The organism is Thalassococcus sp. S3, from assembly GCF_004216475.1.
Taxonomy (GTDB): Bacteria; Pseudomonadota; Alphaproteobacteria; order Rhodobacterales; family Rhodobacteraceae.
Map to the genome: position 1 here is coordinate 228,844 of NZ_CP022303.1, position 17,242 is coordinate 246,085.

15 protein-coding genes are annotated in these 17,242 nt (G+C 63.4%); 7 read left to right on the forward strand and 8 right to left on the reverse strand.

Annotated features, from left to right (window positions below; translation table 11 throughout):
- Nucleotides 1-9: 9 nt before the first annotated feature.
- The gene (locus CFI11_RS01150) at nt 10-846 is read left to right on the forward strand and encodes a 2-keto-4-pentenoate hydratase (protein ID WP_130402243.1); all 837 of its coding nucleotides are present in this window, start codon (nt 10-12) and stop codon (nt 844-846) included.
- 131 nt (nt 847-977) lie between these two features.
- Here the strand turns inward: CFI11_RS01150 and CFI11_RS01155 are convergent, their stop codons facing one another.
- The 5 genes from CFI11_RS01155 to CFI11_RS01175 form a co-directional block, all read right to left on the reverse strand.
- Nucleotides 978-1,898: a DMT family transporter gene (locus CFI11_RS01155; RefSeq protein ID WP_130402245.1), complete on the reverse strand. Its 921-nt coding sequence runs from the start codon at nt 1,896-1,898 to the stop codon at nt 978-980.
- 411 nt (nt 1,899-2,309) lie between these two features.
- Nucleotides 2,310-4,352, reverse strand: a complete 2,043-nt coding sequence (locus CFI11_RS01160) for a hypothetical protein (protein WP_130402247.1) — start codon at nt 4,350-4,352, stop codon at nt 2,310-2,312.
- The gene (locus CFI11_RS01165; protein WP_130402249.1) at nt 4,349-7,105 is read right to left on the reverse strand and encodes a DUF4159 domain-containing protein; all 2,757 of its coding nucleotides are present in this window, start codon (nt 7,103-7,105) and stop codon (nt 4,349-4,351) included. The genes CFI11_RS01160 and CFI11_RS01165 overlap by 4 nt, the downstream gene beginning before the upstream one ends.
- On the reverse strand, nt 7,102-7,977 hold the full coding sequence (locus tag CFI11_RS01170) for a DUF58 domain-containing protein (RefSeq protein ID WP_130402251.1): 876 nt from the start codon (nt 7,975-7,977) through the stop codon (nt 7,102-7,104). Before CFI11_RS01170 ends, CFI11_RS01165 begins: the two co-directional genes overlap by 4 nt.
- A complete protein-coding gene (locus CFI11_RS01175; RefSeq protein WP_130402253.1) occupies nt 7,974-8,981 on the reverse strand; it encodes a MoxR family ATPase in 1,008 nt (335 codons plus the stop codon). The genes CFI11_RS01170 and CFI11_RS01175 overlap by 4 nt, the downstream gene beginning before the upstream one ends.
- 70 nt (nt 8,982-9,051) lie before the next feature.
- On the opposite strand from CFI11_RS01175, the gene CFI11_RS01180 reads away from it, so the two are divergent.
- Nucleotides 9,052-9,633 carry a DUF1285 domain-containing protein gene (locus tag CFI11_RS01180; protein WP_130402255.1) on the forward strand — a complete coding sequence of 194 codons (582 nt, stop codon included), beginning with the start codon at nt 9,052-9,054 and terminating at the stop codon, nt 9,631-9,633.
- A 60-nt stretch (nt 9,634-9,693) separates the two neighbouring features.
- Nucleotides 9,694-9,924, forward strand: a complete 231-nt coding sequence (locus CFI11_RS01185) for a DUF2798 domain-containing protein (RefSeq protein ID WP_130402257.1) — start codon at nt 9,694-9,696, stop codon at nt 9,922-9,924.
- Between the two features lie 113 nt (nt 9,925-10,037).
- Here the strand turns inward: CFI11_RS01185 and CFI11_RS01190 are convergent, their stop codons facing one another.
- Nucleotides 10,038-10,397, reverse strand: coding sequence for a DUF1428 domain-containing protein (locus CFI11_RS01190; RefSeq protein ID WP_130402259.1), 360 nt, complete (start codon nt 10,395-10,397; stop codon nt 10,038-10,040).
- A 70-nt stretch (nt 10,398-10,467) separates the two neighbouring features.
- On the opposite strand from CFI11_RS01190, the gene CFI11_RS01195 reads away from it, so the two are divergent.
- Entirely contained in the window at nt 10,468-10,908 is a 441-nt protein-coding gene (locus CFI11_RS01195) for a MarR family winged helix-turn-helix transcriptional regulator (RefSeq protein WP_130409892.1), read from the forward strand.
- Nucleotides 10,909-10,931: 23 nt separating this feature from the next.
- Here the strand turns inward: CFI11_RS01195 and CFI11_RS01200 are convergent, their stop codons facing one another.
- Nucleotides 10,932-11,441 (reverse strand): hypothetical protein, encoded by a 510-nt coding sequence (locus CFI11_RS01200; RefSeq protein ID WP_130402261.1) that lies wholly within the window; start codon nt 11,439-11,441, stop codon nt 10,932-10,934.
- Nucleotides 11,441-14,242, reverse strand: coding sequence for a DNA polymerase I (polA, locus tag CFI11_RS01205; RefSeq protein ID WP_130402263.1), 2,802 nt, complete (start codon nt 14,240-14,242; stop codon nt 11,441-11,443). The genes CFI11_RS01200 and polA overlap by 1 nt, the downstream gene beginning before the upstream one ends.
- A 150-nt stretch (nt 14,243-14,392) precedes the next feature.
- Here polA and dctP point away from each other — a divergent pair, with 150 nt between their 5' ends.
- From dctP to CFI11_RS01220, 3 genes are read left to right on the forward strand one after another with little or no spacing between them, the layout of a single operon-like run.
- Nucleotides 14,393-15,376 (forward strand): TRAP transporter substrate-binding protein DctP, encoded by a 984-nt coding sequence (gene dctP, locus CFI11_RS01210; protein WP_130402265.1) that lies wholly within the window; start codon nt 14,393-14,395, stop codon nt 15,374-15,376.
- Between the two features lie 42 nt (nt 15,377-15,418).
- Entirely contained in the window at nt 15,419-15,916 is a 498-nt protein-coding gene (locus CFI11_RS01215; RefSeq protein ID WP_130402267.1) for a TRAP transporter small permease, read from the forward strand.
- Nucleotides 15,913-17,187, forward strand: a complete 1,275-nt coding sequence (locus CFI11_RS01220; protein WP_130402269.1) for a TRAP transporter large permease — start codon at nt 15,913-15,915, stop codon at nt 17,185-17,187. Before CFI11_RS01215 ends, CFI11_RS01220 begins: the two co-directional genes overlap by 4 nt.
- Nucleotides 17,188-17,242: the final 55 nt, after the last annotated feature.

Consider the following 17,242-nt stretch of genomic DNA (forward strand, 5'->3'; position numbering starts at 1 on the left):
AGAGAGACGATGTTTCGATTTTTCAGTGCCATGTGTCTGGGCGCGTTAGCGGCTGGTTCAGCGCTGGCCGCCTGTGCAACGGATGCGCAGATCTCGGCCTTTGTGGAGGATTACATGGCCAACACGCCGACGGCTGCGTTGGCGGCGGATGGCACGATGGAGGATGCGCTTTGCACGCAAGCCAAGGTGGCGGAGGCGCTGAGCGCCAAGATGGGGCCGGTCATTGGCTACAAGGCGGGGCTGACCAGTCGCCCTGCGCAGGAGCGGTTTGGCGTGGAGGAACCGGTGCACGGCGTGCTGTACCGGGACATGATGCTGGAGGATGGCGCGTCGGTGCCGGTTCAGTTCGGCGCGATCCCGATGTTCGAAGCGGATCTGGTCCTTGTGGTCGGCAGTGAAGCCATCAACCAGGCCCAGAACAGCCGGGAGGTGATGACGCATCTTTCAGCCATCCACCCCTTCATCGAATTGCCGGATCTGACCTATGCACAGGGTGAGCCGATCAACGCTGTCACGCTGACCGCCATCGGCGTGGCGCCGAAGCTGGGTGTTCTTGGGCCGGCGCTGGACGTCCCGGATCATGACGCATTGTCGGAGATGAACGTGACGGTCACCGCAGCGGACGGCACCCTGTTGGCGGAGGCCCCGGGGGCCGCGGTGCTGGGGCATCCAGCGAATTCGGTGCTTTGGCTGGTTTCAAAGGGGATTGAATTGAAGCCCGGTGATCTGGTGAGCGTCGGATCCATCGGCCCCCTGATCCCGCCGGCGAAGGCCAAAGGGGGCGCAACTGTCCGCTACCTGGGTCTGCCGGGCGATCCCGAGGTCAGCGTGGTCTTTGAAGAATAGCAGTTTCGCCGCGCGGTGCGCGGCGACCGACCGTGGGACTGCGTCCCCCGGACCCCCGCGCTGCCTCCATGCAGGACGTGTCACAGTGCGTGAGAGGTCCTGGTTTGGATATTTCTGACCCAAAGAAGGGATCAGCGCGGGCGCCATGATGTCCATCCAAGCGCGACAAGCAGGCCGAGCGTGGCAATGATTGCGCCCATAATTTCGGTCAAGCTTGGGATTTCACCGCTGATAGGCGCGCCGATTGTCAGCGTGAAGACTGGAACAAGTGCGGGAAAAAGAGCTGCGGTGCCTGCCCCTAAAAGTGCAACGGCGCGTCCGAACGCCAAGATCGCCAGCACGCTTGCGCAAAGTCCGTGAACGATCATCTGCACCAGAAGGACCTGCGTGGGCAAAGCCTGGATCGGCGCCCATCCGAACAGCAAAAGACAGAGCGGCGCGATGGTCAGACCGGACAGGACTGCGATTGCCGCGGCGGCCTGCAGCCCACCGATCTGCCAGTGCTTGAGCAGCAGTGTGAAGACCGCCCAGCAGAGGCCCGCGCCTATGAAGAGCAGATCGCCCCGCCAGGCGCCGTCCAACGGAACGCCGCTTTGCCCGAAACCGATAAAGAGAAGGCCCAGCACGATCAGCCCTGCTCCGGCAAAGCGGACCAGAGGCGCCCGTTCGCCCAACACCAGCGCCGCTCCGATCAGACTGCTGAGCGCGGCCACCGATGGCTGGATCACAGCACCGTGGGCCAGCGGGGCGTAGGTATAGCCTAGCACCGTAAGGCCAAAAAACGGAGGGCCTGCAAAGAGGCTGAGCGCGATGCCTCGTCGCCATCCCACGCCCCCCAGATCACCGATCCCCCGAGCGAGCACCCAGGGAAGGACGATCAAGGCCGCGGTTCCAAAACGCAGGACCAGAAGGTCCGATGGTCGCAGACCGGCTATTGTGCCGGTGCGGGTGGCGATCATGAAGCTTGCCCACATGACCGACGCCGCGACACCATAAAACACACCCGCACGCCACGCGGCAGTCGGGTCTGCGGAAGAAGTGGGGACGGACATGGCATGGCCTTCGCATGTACACTTTGGGCTGACCTATCAAGGTGCCGGGAGGAAGGCGAGGTGAAGACCGTGCGAGCTTGTTGCGGCCCAGGAGCGAAAGCAGGATGTTCCAGCCGTCGACACTGGGCTGACAGCGTTCTGCCTGTTGACGGTTGAGGGCTTCAGGGGCGGTAAAGCAACGCTGCCGCATTCCATCGAAGCGCAATTGTCCAGAAAGTCGACCTCAACGGTCGTTGTTGGGACAATGCTGAGGAACCGGAACGAACTGTCATATGAGACGGGAGACTTTGGGCCGTCCCTTTGCGCACATGTCCACAAAGCGGCATCAGAGCTTCTTTGCTGTTGAAGGAGGCGCTCCCTGCCGGGGGGACGCTTGTCAATCCAGGCTGCCTGTGAGGCCGCAGCGCCCGCCTAGCGACGACCTTCCCGCAGCCAACCGCCGACGATAAAGGCCGAGGCGAGGAGCAGAACCAGCCAGGCCGGCATCAGCGGCAATTGTGTTACATCCCGCGTCTCGTAGGCTTCTCTCGGCGTCAGCCCGATCCAGCCCCGTCCGGCTGCCGGACGACCCTCGCGTACGTTGCGCAGGTTCGGCAGGCCGTCTTCAAGACTGAGAATACCGCCACGCAGCGGGTTGATCACCGGGGCCAGCACGTCGCCGGTGGCAATGGTCTGTTCGAACTCGCGAGGGGCTGCCGGGCCGAGGCCGATAACAGCCTCCTGATCGCCTTCACTCAGCCGGTAGAGCCCGATTTCCGGTCCATCGTACAAAGCCTCGAACCGACCGGGCGACACTTCGTCCAGATCAAGCTCCACCGTTTCCCCGTTGGGCCTTGTGATGGTCACCGGGCCGATCTCTTCATCCAATGTCCGGCGGATGATGCGCATGCGCTGACCGGTTGCTTCGGCTGACAAGGCTTCCTCCTCCAGTTCCGGTTCCTTCATCATCCAATGGGCAAGCCGGCGCAGCAATTCAAGTTGCGGCCCGCCGCCCTCGAACCCCCGGTTCCAGAGCCAGGCGTGGTCGGAGGCGAGCATGGCAACGCGTCCTTCGCCGACGCGGTCGAGGATGAGAAGCGGCCGTTCCTCGGTGCCGGACATCACCACGTCACCCGATCTGGGATCGACATCAATCTGACGCAACCAAGGTCCCCAGCTTTCGGCATCGCCCAGATCGGCGGTCACAGGATGGCGGTTGCCGATATCCGTGACGCTGGGTTGATAGCGCTGTTCGATCACCCTTGCGCTGGGCTGGGCGGGTAGGATGCGGCTGAGCGGAGACCGATAGATACTGTCCGCGCTTGCGAAATCAGGCCCAGCCGCGACCAGAACCGCGCCCCCGGCATCGACGTAATTCGCGACGTTGTCGAGATAGATGGCGGGCAGAATGCCGCGTCTCTTGTAGCGGTCGAAAATGATCAGGTCGAAATCGTCGATCTTTTCCAGAAACAGCTCCCGCGTCGGGAAGGCGATCAGGCTCAGCTCTCCCACCGGCACGCCGTCCTGCTTTTCCGGTGGGCGCAGGATGGTGAAATGCACCAGATCGACGGAGCTGTCGGATTTCAGAAGGTTGCGCCAGGTGCGTCCGCCCTGATGCGGCTCGCCCGAGACCAGAAGCACGCGCAGCCGGTCGCGCACGCCGTTCATTTGGATCAGCGCGGTGTTGTTGCGGTCGGTGAGCTCGCCCTCTGCTTCGGGTACGGTGAATTGCAAGACGTTTCGCCCGCCGTGGGGCAGCGTAACGGGCAGCTCGATATCTTCGCCGACTGGTACTTCGAAGCGCTGCGCCTCTTCCCCGTCGACAGAAATGTCGAGCGGTGCCATGCGGGGCCCTTCGGGTGCGGCGCCGCTGTCTTCGATCCGCAGGGTCAGGGTGACCGGCTCGCCGATAATGGCGAAAGCCGGTGCGTTTCGTACGATAAGGCGCCGGTCCCAATCATCTTCCCGACCGGTCATCAGCAGATGCATGGGCGCGGGCAGCACGGGCGCGCGCTCAAGATCATGCAGGCGCCCATCGCTCAGCGCAATGATGCCGGCGATCCGCGCACGCGGTTCTTCGGCCAGCACATCGTTGAGTGCGGTCATCAGCTCCGTGCCGGAATTGCCTTCGCCGTCGCGAACCGTGACACGCCGCAATTCGGTGTTGTCCCGCGCCTCGATAGCCGCCGCAAGTTGGTTCGCTGCGGTTTCCGTCTGCTCGGCCCGATCCGAAAGTTGCTGACTGGCGCTCTCATCCTCCAGCATCACCATGATATCGGTGAGCGGTGCGCGATCTTCCTCTTGATAGACGGGACCGGTCAGTGCGGCGAGGATGATCAGTGCGGCAAGGCCACGCAAAGCCCAGCCCGACAGACCACGCCAAAGCGCAAGGCCAATCGCGACGACGGCAATGGCGCCCACGATGGCCAGCACGGGCCAGGGCAGGAGCGGATCAAAGAGCACCGTCCCGTTCATTGGCCCAACCTGTCAAGGAGCGCGGGCACATGGACCTGATCGGATTTATAATTGCCTGTCAGAACGTGCATGACGAGGTTCACACCGAAACGAAAGGCCAGTTCTCTCTGCCGTTCTCCTGCAAATCCGCGTCCGATGGGCAAAAGCGTGCGTCCCTGGTCGTCCACCGCCCAGGCCGAGGCCCAGTCGTTCCCACCGATCACCACGGGGGTAACCCCGTCATTCAGATTGCGAAATGGCATGCCCTCGATCTGCTCTGCATCCGGGGGGGCGGCTTCCACCCAGACACCGTCACCCGTGTGGCGCCCAGGGAAATCCTGCAGAAGGTAAAACGTGCGCGTCAGCACGTGATCGGCGGGCAGTGGCTCTAGCGGTGGTACGTCCAGGGGGCCCGCGATCTGCTGCAGCTTTCGTCCGTTGGGGCTGGCCGTGCCATAGCGCGCGATGTCCGCGTCCCGTGTGTCAAAGAGGATCAGACCACCCGACCGCAGATAGGCGTTCAGTTTGGCATAGGCCTCGGCTGACGGGGTGGGTTGCGAGGGGACGATGGGCCAGTAGAGGATGGGAAAAAACGACAGCTCGTCACGTTCCAGATCCACGCCAATCGGGTTTGCCGGTTCCACCGAGGTCCGGAAGAAAAGGGTGTCGGACAGTCCGCGCAGACCGGCCCTTGCGATGTCGTCGATCCGACCATCACCCGTGATGACATGCGCAAGAACCACTTCCGATGTGGCTTCGATGGCGCGCGCGTCTTCCTGGGCGGCAACTGGGGATGTGTGGAACGCGGCGATGACGAATGCGGTGACGGGAACGGCTGTGCGCGCGGCCCCGAGGCGGCCCGACAGGGCCAACGAGGCAATCACGTCCAGCAGTAGAAGACCGATAGCAAGGCTCAGCAGCACACCGCCAAGCGGAACCTCCTCACGCACAGTCAGACCCTCCACGGGAATGCGGGCCGGCCAGAATGCGGGGGTCAGAACCGCGTCCGGGGTCAGTACGTTTCGGGCCAGCGTGCGGTCGCCTGTCTGGTAAAGGCCGGGAAGCATCTCGGGTCCGATCGGCGCATCGACAAGGCGGGGTCCGTCCACGCCGGGCAGGTTTCCGGCCTCCTCCATCCGTCCGTAACCGTCCAGCACCTGCACCGGGGTCCAGACCGTACCTTCCAGATCTCCTGCTTCAGGAGTTTGGGCCGCCGATGACACGGCCAAACGTTCCAGCATTTCGACGAAGAGGCCAGACAGGGGCAGGCTGGACCATTCGGCATTGGCCGTGACGTGGAAAAGGACCACCTGCCCTTGTCCGATCTCCTTGCGTGTCACCAATGGTGTTCCATCGGTCAATGCAGCGATGACCCGTTCGGCAAGCGTGGGATCCGGCTGGGCCATCACTTGCGCCGAGACGGCGACATCCGGCGGGACCCGCAAGCCGAAAAAGGGCGAACTCTCTGGAAAGGGCGCCAACGCTTTCGGTTCCCCCCAACTCATCGCCCCTCCGACGCTGCGCCCCCCGGCACGCAGACGCACAGGCATCAAGGGATGCTCGTCCGTTCGGCTGATGTCACTCGCTGCGAGGCGGGGCCCGGCAAATCGCAGCAGCATGCCACCGTTTTCGACCCACTCGCTCAGCGCGTCCTCTTCGCCCGGTGCGAGCGTTGCGACGTCAGCCAGAACGATCACGTCGGGATTGGCAGGCAAAAGATCCAGGATCGCCCCGTTGAGCAGATCCGCGGTCGGAAGCAGGGCCTGCCTCAGGTAGTGGAGGGGCGAGAGAAGCTCCAACCCCTCGCGATCTTCGCGTCCCGCGATCAGTGCGACTTCGCGGCGGCGCAGGCTGTCATCGGTCAGTGTCACGGCACCTGCCGCGCGCTGTCCCTGGATTTCAAATCGCGTGATCCGCCCGCGCAGCTCCGAGGGCAAGGACAACGCGGTCTGTGCGCTGTCCGACCCTCCTTCGAAGGTGGCCGTGGCGCTTGCCAGCGTACGTTCGACCCCTGCCGGATCGCGGCCTTGCGCCACGATTGTGATCTCTCTCTCGCTCGTGGTTTCAGAGCGCGTGGCATTAAGCTGCACTGCGCCGTCCTCGAACGCTGCCGGTCTCAGCCCAACCACGGACGACCCTGTCTGGAACACCCGCACCTCGCCACGGGCTTCGAGCGCTGCAAGAACGGCATCGCGCCCCGGATGGGTCAGCCCGTCGCTCAGCCAGGCGGTATCGAAATCCGTCTCTCCGAACGCGGCAATCATGGTTTCGACCTGCGCCTCGCCCGGCTGCCATGGCGTTGGTGACAAGCCTGCAATGCGGCTCATCCAAACATCGGCGGCCTGGAATACCGGCGCTTCCGGTCGGGTGAGCTGTACGATGGCCACGGTCCGACCCGCGCGCCCTGCATCGGTCAACTCCGCCTCGAGACGCTCCATCTTCTCCTGCCAGCGTGTTGCGCCCGCCCAGCTTCCGTCCAAAAGGATCAAAAGCGGGCCCCGCCCCGCTGTTTCGGCCTGCGGATTAAGAACCGGTCCGGCGAGCCCCAGGATAATCGCAGCGACCGCCAGCATGCGCAGCAACAAAAGCCACCAGGGTGTCCGATCCGAAACCTGCTCGTCATCCTTGAGGCCCAGCAGCAGCACGACACCGGGAAAGAGCCTGCGGATCGGAGCGGGCGGAACGGCGCGCAGGATCAGCCAGAGGATCGGCAAGGCGAGAAGTCCCAGCAAAAGCCAGGGCGCGGTAAATCCGATGCCGCCCAGAACCGTCATCTCGTGCCTCCGTCCAAAGCGCGGTAAAGCCACAGCAGGGCAGCCTGTGCGCTGTCGCCGGTGTGGTGCAGGCCCAGTTGCCAGCCGGTGGCACGGGTCAGCCGGGTCAGCGCATCCTTGCGCTCTGCCAACCGGTCAAGATAGCGCTGCCGCAACTCCCCGGCCTTCAGGGTCTCATGGGCCAGTGTGCCGCCCATGCTTTGGAAGATGGTCCGCCCCCGATAGGGAAACACTTCCTCGCTTGGATCGAGGATCTGCAAGAGAACGCCGCGAACGCCGCGATCTGCGGCCTTGGTGAGGGCCAGTTCCACCTCCGCCAGATCTCCGAGGAAGTCCGACATAAAAAGAGCCCGTGCATGCGGGATCATTGCCCGGTGTTCGGGGGCGGCGTAGTCTGACGCATCATCGACGCTGAAGGCCTCGGCCAGCCTGATGATCTGCGCATTGCCCCGGCGGGGCGGCAATGTGGTGCCGGTGAGCCCGACCCGTTCGCCGCCTCGCACCAGCAGGATCGCCGTGGCCAGGGTCAAAAGGCGCGCGCGGTCCGCTTTGCTGGGCAAACCCGCATCCGAGGCAAAACGCATCGACGCGCCCTGATCGACCCAGAGCATCACAGATTGCGCGATCTGCCATTCGCGCTCGCGCACGAATTGCTGGTCGCCGCGTGCGCTGCGGCGGTGGTCGATCAGCCTGCGGCTGTCTCCCATCTGGGCGGGGCGGTATTGCCAGAAATCGTCTCCCAACCCCGCGCGGCGGCGCCCGTGATCACCCAGAAGGACAGTCCCGGCCAGATGTTCCGCCCGCGCGAGAAGCGGCGGCAGGCGGCTGGCTTCGGCTTCCGAGCGTTCGCGAAGGGTCAGGACTGGGCTCACGCGGCGGCCTCGGTCCGCGCCAGCCCGCCTGCGGTGCTCTCGATCAGGTCGGCAAGGCTGTCACCCCGGGCACGCGCGGCGAAGTTCAGCGCCATCCGGTGGCTCAGAACCGGGCGGGCCATGTCGATCACGTCCTCTGCATTGGGCGCCAGACGCCCCTGCAGCAGCGCGCGGGCGCGGACGGTCAGCATCAGCGCTTGCGCGGCACGTGGGCCGGGGCCCCAGGCCACGGTGTCGCGCACCCGCTCGGACACGCCGGCCTCCTCCGGGCGGAAGGCCCGGACGAGATCGAGGATCATTTCCACGACCGACTCGCCCACCGGCATCCGCCGCAGCAGGGTTTGCGCGGCCAACAGATCGCTCTGCGTGAACACGGCGGAGGCTTCGGCCTCGCTTACGCCTGTCGTGGCCAGCAGGATGTCCCGTTCGGTGTCGCGGTCAGGGTAGCTGACGTCGATCTGGACGAGGAAGCGGTCGAGCTGTGCTTCGGGCAGCGGATAAGTGCCTTCCTGCTCGATCGGGTTTTGCGTGGCCAGCACGTGGAACGGCACACCCAGCGCGCGGTCTTCGCCTGCAACGGTCACGGTCTTTTCCTGCATCGCCTGCAGCAGGGCGGACTGCGTCCGCGGCGAGGCGCGGTTGATCTCGTCCGCCATCAGAAGCTGGCAGAAGATCGGGCCGGGCACGAAGCGGAAGGCACGGGTGCCGTCCTCCATCGTGTCGAGCACCTCGGAGCCGAGGATGTCGGCGGGCATTAGGTCCGGCGTGAACTGGATGCGGTTGCCGTGCAGACCCATCACCGTGCTCAGTGTTTCGACCAGCCGGGTTTTGCCCAGACCGGGCAGGCCGATCAAGAGGGCATGGCCACCGCACAGAAGGGATGTCAGCGTCAGGTCCACGACCCGCTCCTGACCGATGAAGCGGCGCGTGATCGAGGCGCGCGCCTCGGCGAGCTTGTCTTCCAGCGCTTCGATGCCGGCTACCAGATCCGTCGCGTCGGACATGACTTTCCTTTCCTGCCGCTTATAGTTTCATCTAGTGAGTGTATCCCGACAAACCAAAATGGCAAAAGCAATGAGCGCACAAAAAGCTGTGACACCATCCGCCGAGGGGTTGGCTGCCTCTGTCAGGGCAAGCGGCAGCAAGGCCTTGCCGCCTGTGCATCTGTGGAACCCCCCGTTCTGCGGCGATCTCGACATTCGCATTGCGCGGGACGGCACGTGGTATTATCTAGGCACGCCCTTTGGCCGGCCGGAACTGGTCAAACTGTTCTCGTCGATTCTCAAGAAAGAGGACGGCAAGTATTTTCTGGTCACGCCGGTTGAAAAGGTCGGCATCACAGTTGAGGACGCGCCTTTCGTGGCGGTGGATTTCGATGTCGTGGAAGAGCGAGGGGCCCAGGCGCTGCGCTTCGTCACGCAGGTGGGCGACGAGGCAATGGCAGGCCCGGATCACCCCATCCGGGTGGAACGTGACGCCGAGACCGGAGAGCCGTCGCCCTATATCATGATCCGCGCCAATCTCGAGGCGCTGATCGACCGGAAGAGCTTTTACCGGCTGGTCGATCTGGGCGCGCATCACGAGGGGTGGTTCGGCCTCTGGTCGCAGGGGACGTTTTTTCCGATCATCCCGTCCGAAGAGCTGGAAGAGGCATAAAGGTCTGGTCTTTGGTCAGGCCGTGCGGCATCAGGGCGCTAACTCAGAGGAGCCGTTTGAATGCTACCAGCCCGCTTTGCGCCCGTTCTCTTCGGCCTGATCCTGTCGGGATTGATGTCGTGTATCGTGTCAGGGATTGCGACCCTGCGCGCCCTGGGTCTTGCGGAGGGCGCGTTCGGGGCCTGGATGACGTCCTGGGCCTTTAGCTGGGCGGTGGCCTTTCCGGTGGTCCTGATCGTGGCGCCGGTGACCCGGAGGCTGGTTGCGAAACTCGTTACTCCGGCACCCTAAGCCCTTTCAAATCGAGCGCCTGCGGCGCACACGATGTTTGCCGCACGTGACCGTGCGGGTTGGGGGCCAGCCCCCAAACCCCCGCCGTATTTGGATCGAGAAGAAGCAGGGGATCAGCGGTTGAAGATGACCTCGAACCCGCCCCACATCATGCGTTTCATGTCGAAAGGAGCGTCGGAGGGGTCGCCCATTTCCTGCCAGCGCGGATCGGTTTCCATCGAGGCGGCACAGGCCTCGTAGGCGGCCTTGTCCCGCCACTCGATCCAAGAGAAGGCGACCACTTCGCCTTTTTCGGCCTTGACCGCCATCGGGAAGGAGGTGTGTTCGCCGTCGGGGACATCCTCGCCCCAGCATTCGCGGGTCGAGAGCGCGCCGTAATCCTGAAAAATGGGCCAGGCCTTTTCTGCCATCTCGATATAGGCCGCTTTCTGGTCGACTGGGACGGGGCTGAGGAAGCCTTGGATATAGGGCATGTCGGTCTCCTGTTTTTCGAATGGCGGAAGGTTGACATGATTCTATGTTGATATCAACATATATGCTATGATGCGTTCTGATCTGCCGCTTTCCGCCACACATGAAGTGCGTGACCGTTGCCTCTGTCTGCATGTCCAGCGCGCGGCGCGGGCACTGGGGCGGAGGTTTGACGAGGCGCTTCGGCCCTTTGGGCTGACCCATGGGCAATATTCGATGATGATCGCGCTGAACCGGCCCGAAGCGCCGCGGATCAGCGATCTGGCACCCTTTCTGGCGATGGATCGGACAACACTAACCGCGGCGCTGAAACCGCTCACCCGGCGCGGGCTGGTGGAGGTTGTGGCCGATGAGAAGGACCGCAGGTCAAAGCGGCTCAGGCTGACAGAGGCGGGGCGGGATGTGCTGGTCGAGGCGCTGCCGGTTTGGAGGGACACGCATGACCGGCTTGATGAAGAGTTGAAATCGCCGGACCCGCTGCAGTTGCGGGCTGATCTGCGGGCGCTGGGTTAGACTGATACGTGTGACGCCTTTCGTTAAGGCACGGACGCGGTATCTGTCAGGCGTGTGATGAAGCGCTGATCGGACGAAGCATAGACCACGCCTGCCATTTTTTCGTCCGCATAAGCCGTACGATTGGTCACGTGGCTGTCATATGGTCCGGCTTTGATGAGTCTTTCGCCCTTCTCCCACACAAGCCAGAGACCGTGCTCGCTCTCCCAATCGCACGCCGCCATGATCGCGATGAAGATTGTGTCGGGATATTCCGGTCTCGTTTTGAAATAGAGATGCCGGGGACGCACATGGTCCCAAATCGCTTCAGGACTGTCCGGTATGCCCATTTCGGCATCCAGCCCGTCCTCGCCGTCGACGGCGCTCTGAAAGTCCTTGTAATAGGAATAGACATGGATCGTGTCGGCCAGACGGTGCCGGTGATCGAGCGCCAGAAATGCATTCAGCGAGGACTCCTCCTCGGGCGTGGCAGGCTCCCGCTCCAGCGCAAATTCATGATCGTCGAAATAGCGCGGCTTGATGGTCAGCTCCATCAATGCGCTTCAGCCCAGTTTTGGCCCTGGCCTGCATCCACGATCAGGGGCACATCCAGATGCACGGCGGGTTTGGCGGCGGCTTCCATCACCTCCTTGGCGGTGACGATCAGGTCGTCGATGCCGGCATCGTCCACTTCGAAGAGCAGCTCATCGTGGACCTGCAGCAGCATGCGGGCCGGCTGTCCCTCGATTGCGGCGGGCATACGGATCATCGCGCGGCGGATGATGTCTGCGGCTGTGCCCTGGATCGGCGCGTTGATCGCCGCGCGGTAGGCGAAGCTGGCGCGGGGACCCTTTGCGTTGATCTCGGGTGTGTGGATCTTGCGGCCGAAGAGGGTCTGGACGTAGCCATGTTCCTTCGCGAAGGCCTTGGTGTCGTCCATATAGGCGCGGATGCCCGGGAACCGTTCGAAATACCGGTCGATGAAGCCCTGCGCCTCCCCACGTGGGATGCGCAGGTTGCGGGCGAGGCCGAAGCCGGAAATGCCGTAGATCACGCCGAAATTGATGGCCTTGGCGCGGCGGCGCACTTCGGGTGTCATCTGGTCGAGCGGTACGTCGAACATCTCGGACGCGGTCATCGCGTGGATATCGAGCCCGTCGGCGAAGGCCTGTTTCAGGGCCGGGATGTCGGCGATATGGGCGAGGATGCGCAGCTCGATCTGGGAATAGTCGAGGGCCACCAGCGTTTTGCCTTCTTCGGAGACAAAGGCCTCGCGGATGCGGCGGCCTTCTTCGGTCCGGATCGGGATGTTCTGCAGGTTCGGGTCGGTGGAGGCGAGCCGACCGGTCGAGGCACCTGCGATGGAATAGGACGTGTGCACGCGTCCGGTATCGGTGTTGATGTGGTCCTGCAGCGCATCGGTATAGGTCGATTTCAGCTTGCTGAGTTGGCGCCAGTCCAGAACGCGGGCGGGCAGTTCGTGTTCGGTCGCCAGATCCTCCAGTACATCGGCGCCTGTCGCGTAAGCGCCTGTTTTACCGCGCTTTCCGCCTTCGATGCCCATCTTGTCAAAGAGGATCTCGCCCAATTGCTTGGGTGAGCCCACGTTGAACGTCTCCCCGGCCAGTTCGTGGATCTCCGCCTCAAGCCCCGCCATCTTCTGGGCAAAGGCGTTCGACATGCGGCTGAGCGTGTCGCGGTCGACCTTGATCCCGTCCCTCTCCATCTGCGCCAGCACCGGTACCATCGGACGTTCCAGCGTCTCGTAGACCGTCGTGACCTTGCCGCGATGGAGTTGCGGCTTGAGAAGCTGCCAGAGGCGTAGGGTGATGTCGGCATCTTCGGCGGCGTATTTCGTTGCGTCGTCGATGGGGACCTTGTCGAAGGTGATCGCCGATTTGCCGCTGCCCAGCAGGGGTTTGATCGGGATCGGCGTGTGACCCAGATACCGCTCGCTCAGCGTGTCCATGCCGTGGCCGTGCATGCCGCCATGCAGCACGTAGGACAGCAGCATCGTGTCGTCGATGGGCGCCACATCCACGCCGTAGCGGGCAAAGATCTTGGCATCGTACTTCATGTTCTGGCCGATCTTAAGGATCGCTTCATCCTCAAGCACCGGTTTCAGGATCTCTAATGCAGCTTCTGTCCCGATCTGCCCCTCGGCCAGCTTGGGGGAGCCGAAAAGATCGTCGCTCGCTCCGTCCTTGTGAATCAGCGGGATGTAACAGGCCTCCCCCGCCTCGACGCAGAGCGAGATGCCCACCAGTTCCGCAATCATTTCGTTGAGACCGGTCGTCTCGGTATCGACCGCGACCCAGCCGCGCTCGCGGATCTTCTCGACCCAGGTTTTCAACGTTTCCGCATCGCGCACGCAAGTATAAGTGGCCGCGTCAAACGACGGGGCCTCCGGCGCGTCGCTTTCTTCGGGCTGGACCGGTTTGTCCTCGATCACCGGTGCTTCGACGCCCAGGTGGTCGGCGATGCGTTTGGACAGGGTGCGAAACTCCATCTCCGCCAGAAACGCCATCAGTTGGTCCGGCTTGGGGTCTCGGACCTCCAGATCGTCCAGCGTGAAGTCCAGCGGGGTCTCGCAATCCAGTTGCACCAGCCTCTTGGACAGCTCGATCTGATCCCGCATGTCGATCAGGGTCTGGCGCCTCTTGGGCTGCTTGATCTCTTCGGCGCGGTCCAGCAGCTCTTCCAGCGAGCCGAACTCGTTGATCAGCAGCGCCGCCGTCTTGATCCCGATCCCGGGCGCTCCGGGGACGTTGTCCACGCTGTCTCCGGCCAGCGCCTGCACGTCCACCACGCGCTCCGGGCCGACGCCGAATTTCTCCATCACGCCGTCGCTGTCGATGCGGCGGTTCTTCATCGCATCCAGCATCTCGACCCCGTCACCGACAAGCTGCATCAGGTCCTTGTCCGAACTGATAATCGTCACGCGCCCCCCGGCCTCTCGGGCCTGTACCGCCAGTGTGGCGATGATATCGTCGGCCTCATAGCCTTCCTTTTCCTTGCAGGCGATGTTGAACGCCTCCGTCGCCGTGCGGGTCAGCGGGATCTGGGGCCGCAGATCTTCCGGCATCTCATCGCGGTTGGCCTTGTACTGATCGTACATCTCGTTCCGGAACGTGTGGCTGCCCTTGTCGAAGATCACCGCCACGTGGGTGGGTGCTTCCGGCCCGTTGTTCCCTTCGACATAGCGGTGCAGCATGTTGCAGAACCCGCTCACCGCGCCAATCGGCAACCCGTCCGACTTGCGCGTCAGCGGCGGCAGCGCGTGATAGGCGCGGAAGATAAAGGCCGAGCCGTCGATCAGATGCAGATGGCAGCCCTTGCCGAATGATGAAGACATGTGACCCTTACCCCCTGTTGCGCCGCGCCATACTGTCATCTGCCACCGGAAGGTGCCAGCCGCCTCTTGCAGGTTTTCCGCGCTCTTTCGCTTGCCTTTTGACTCCCGGCCACAATCTGCAACACTGCATGACATTAGGGAGGAGACATCATGCTCAACAAAGTCGCTTTTGGCGCCGCCATTACCTTTGCTCTGTCCACCGGGGCGTTCGCTCAGGAAAAGATGCGGATTTCGCTGCAATTGCCGCTGACCAGTCACCTGGGCGAGAACCTGACCCTTTTCGAACAGGAAGTCGAAAGCCGCACCGGTGGTGCCATTGATGTCGAGATCTACGACAGCGCCACGCTTTATAAGGACAAGGAAGTGCCCGCCGCCGTTGGCTCCGGCGCGATCGAGGCCGGGGTGGCCTCTCTGACCCGCTATGTGGGCGATGCGCCCGTGGTCGATATCTTCTACATGCCCTTCCTCTTCAACACCGAAGAGAAGGTGCGCGCCGCCGTGGCCGAAGGGTCAACCGTGCGCGACACGCTCGAAGCCGAGATCGCCAAGACCGGGGGCGAGGTTCTCTACTGGCAGGCCTATGGCGGCGCGATCCTTCTGTCGCAGGACGAGCCCATTCGCACGCCTGCCGATCTCGAAGGCAAAAAGGTCCGCGTGTTCGGCAAGACTTTGGGTGATTTCGTCTCTGCCGCAGGCGGGGCGCCGACGCTCATCTCCGGCTCTGAACAATACCTTGCCTACCAGCGCGGCACCGTGGATGTGGGCATGACAGGCGTGTCCGGCGTCAAGTCCCGCAAGCTGTGGGAGGTGATGGACACGATCACCAGGACCAACCATGCCAACATCGAATTCGTCGTGGTGGTCAACAGCGACTGGTGGGCCGGCCTCTCGCCCGAGATCCAGGGGCAGATCCGCGAAGCCGCCGCAGTGGCGCAGGAAGATGTGCGGGACCGCATGGCCTCTATCGAAGAGGCTGCGTATCAAGCCGCCATGGACAATGGCATGACCGTGGTCGACCTGACCGATGAAGAGCTTGCTGCCTGGCAGGCCGTGGCCCAGCCCGTCTATGACGCCTACCTCGCCGCCGCCGGAGAGCCCGGTGCGACGGTGCTCAACGCCATGACCGGCAACTAAAGAAGCGCCGGGCAGGGGCGACCCTGTCCGACCCCCGTTCCCATGACAATGATCACGACCCTTTCGCGGATCGCGGGCCTTGCCGCGGCGATCCTGCTGGCTTTCACCGGCGCGATGCTCACCTACGAGGTGATCGCGCGCTATTTCTTTGTCCGCCCCACGATCTGGGCGGCCGAACTCAGCCAGCTTTGCCTCATCTGGGGCTGCCTTCTGGCGATGGCCCACGTGCTGCATCTGCGCCGCCACATCACCGTGAACGCGGTGACCAACCTGCTGCCATCCAGCGGACAGAAGATCTGCGCGGCGCTTTCGCTGATCGCCGTGATCGTCTTTTCGCTGATCGTCATGATCTGGGGCTGGGACATCTTTCATGAGAGTTTCGTGCGTGGCCGCACCACCGGCTCGCTCCTCAATCTGCCCGTCTGGATTGCCGAATTGTCGGTGCCCGTCGGGTTTGGTCTGCTCGCCGCGCAAGGCGTGGTCGAACTGATCGGTCTGCGCGGCAGCGATGCAGGGTCTCTGGGGGCAAGCCACGAATGAGCATTCTTCTGATCCTCGCGATCCTTTTCGGGCTGCTGCTTCTCGGCGTGCCCGTGGCCTTTGCGCTGGGTGGGCTGGGCCTTGGCATGCTGCTCGCGGGCGGGTTCTCCCCCCTGATGGCGCCGCAATCCATCCTGTCGACGCTGGACGGGTTCATCCTGCTTGCCGTGCCTTTGTTCCTTCTGATGTCGAACGTGCTGCTGAAAGGCGGCGTTGGGCGGGACCTCTTCGCGGCCGTCCAGGCCTGGGTCGGCCATTGGCCCGGCGGGCTGGCAGTTGCGACGATCCTCAGCTGCGCGCTCTTTGCCGCCATCTCCGGCTCGTCGGTGGCCACCGCTGCCACCATCGGCACGGTCGCCATCCCCGAGATGATTAGTCGCGGATACGAGAAACGCTTTGTCTACGGCCTGCTCGCGGCCGGCGGTACGCTGGGCATCCTGATCCCGCCGTCGATCCCGATGATCGTCTATGGTTTCGTGACCGAGCAATCCGTAATTGCGCTGTTCCTCGCCGGCATCGGACCCGGCATTGTGCTCGTGGTGCTGTTCGTGCTCTTCGCGATGTTGCATGCGCGCTTTTCCGACGCCTACCAGCCAATGGAGAAAGCTAGCTGGTCCGACCGTCTCGCCGCCACCCGTCGCGCCACCCCGTCCGTGGCTTTGGCCCTTCTGGTGATCGTGGGGCTCTATTCCGGTGCGTTCACCCCGACCGAGGCCGCCGCCATCGGCTTTGCCGCCGCCCTCCTGATCACCACGCTCTGGCTGCGCACCCTGACCTGGGCCACTTTCTGGGAGGCGATCCGCGAATCCGCCATCACCACCGTCGCGATCCTGCTGATCGTCGCGGGGGCCAAGGTCTTTGGCAAGGCCATCGCCCTCTACCGCATCCCTCAGGACATCTCGGCCTTCATCGCCAATGCCATCGACGGGCCGCTGATGTTCATCGTCGTGGTGGCCATCGTGCTGCTGATCATGGGGCTGGTGTTCGAGGCGCTGTCGATGATCCTGATCATGACGCCCGTTCTTCTGCCCGCGGCCCTCGGGCTGGGCTTCGATCCGATCTGGTTCGGCATCTTTATGGTCATCATGGTCGAGGTCGCCTTGATCACACCGCCCGTGGGTCTGAACCTCTATGTCATCCAGTCGGTGGCCCGGACGACGCTGGCGAATGTGGCGCGCGGGGTCTGGCCCTTCCTTCTGCTGATGCTGGTGACAGTGGCCCTTCTTTACGCCGTGCCCGATCTGGCGCTTTATATACCGTTCAAATGGTGACCCGCTAACCTGGGCACAGTGGATGCTTGGGGGGCGCCCGCCAACCGCGCGGTCT

Bases quoted from the DNA above. Each gene is read 5' to 3' on its own strand.
- CFI11_RS01150 (WP_130402243.1), top strand. From the start codon at position 10: ATGTTTCGATTTTTCAGTGCCATGTGTCTGGGCGCGTTAGCGGCTGGT.
- CFI11_RS01155 (WP_130402245.1), bottom strand. From the start codon at position 1,898: ATGTCCGTCCCCACTTCTTCCGCAGACCCGACTGCCGCGTGGCGTGCG.
- CFI11_RS01160 (WP_130402247.1), bottom strand. From the start codon at position 4,352: ATGAACGGGACGGTGCTCTTTGATCCGCTCCTGCCCTGGCCCGTGCTG.
- CFI11_RS01165 (WP_130402249.1), bottom strand. From the start codon at position 7,105: ATGACGGTTCTGGGCGGCATCGGATTTACCGCGCCCTGGCTTTTGCTG.
- CFI11_RS01175 (WP_130402253.1), bottom strand. From the start codon at position 8,981: ATGTCCGACGCGACGGATCTGGTAGCCGGCATCGAAGCGCTGGAAGAC.
- CFI11_RS01180 (WP_130402255.1), top strand. From the start codon at position 9,052: ATGAGCGCACAAAAAGCTGTGACACCATCCGCCGAGGGGTTGGCTGCC.
- CFI11_RS01185 (WP_130402257.1), top strand. From the start codon at position 9,694: ATGCTACCAGCCCGCTTTGCGCCCGTTCTCTTCGGCCTGATCCTGTCG.
- CFI11_RS01190 (WP_130402259.1), bottom strand. From the start codon at position 10,397: ATGCCCTATATCCAAGGCTTCCTCAGCCCCGTCCCAGTCGACCAGAAA.
- CFI11_RS01195 (WP_130409892.1), top strand. From the start codon at position 10,468: ATGCGTTCTGATCTGCCGCTTTCCGCCACACATGAAGTGCGTGACCGT.
- CFI11_RS01200 (WP_130402261.1), bottom strand. From the start codon at position 11,441: ATGGAGCTGACCATCAAGCCGCGCTATTTCGACGATCATGAATTTGCG.
- polA (WP_130402263.1), bottom strand. From the start codon at position 14,242: ATGTCTTCATCATTCGGCAAGGGCTGCCATCTGCATCTGATCGACGGC.
- dctP (WP_130402265.1), top strand. From the start codon at position 14,393: ATGCTCAACAAAGTCGCTTTTGGCGCCGCCATTACCTTTGCTCTGTCC.
- CFI11_RS01215 (WP_130402267.1), top strand. From the start codon at position 15,419: ATGACAATGATCACGACCCTTTCGCGGATCGCGGGCCTTGCCGCGGCG.
- CFI11_RS01220 (WP_130402269.1), top strand. From the start codon at position 15,913: ATGAGCATTCTTCTGATCCTCGCGATCCTTTTCGGGCTGCTGCTTCTC.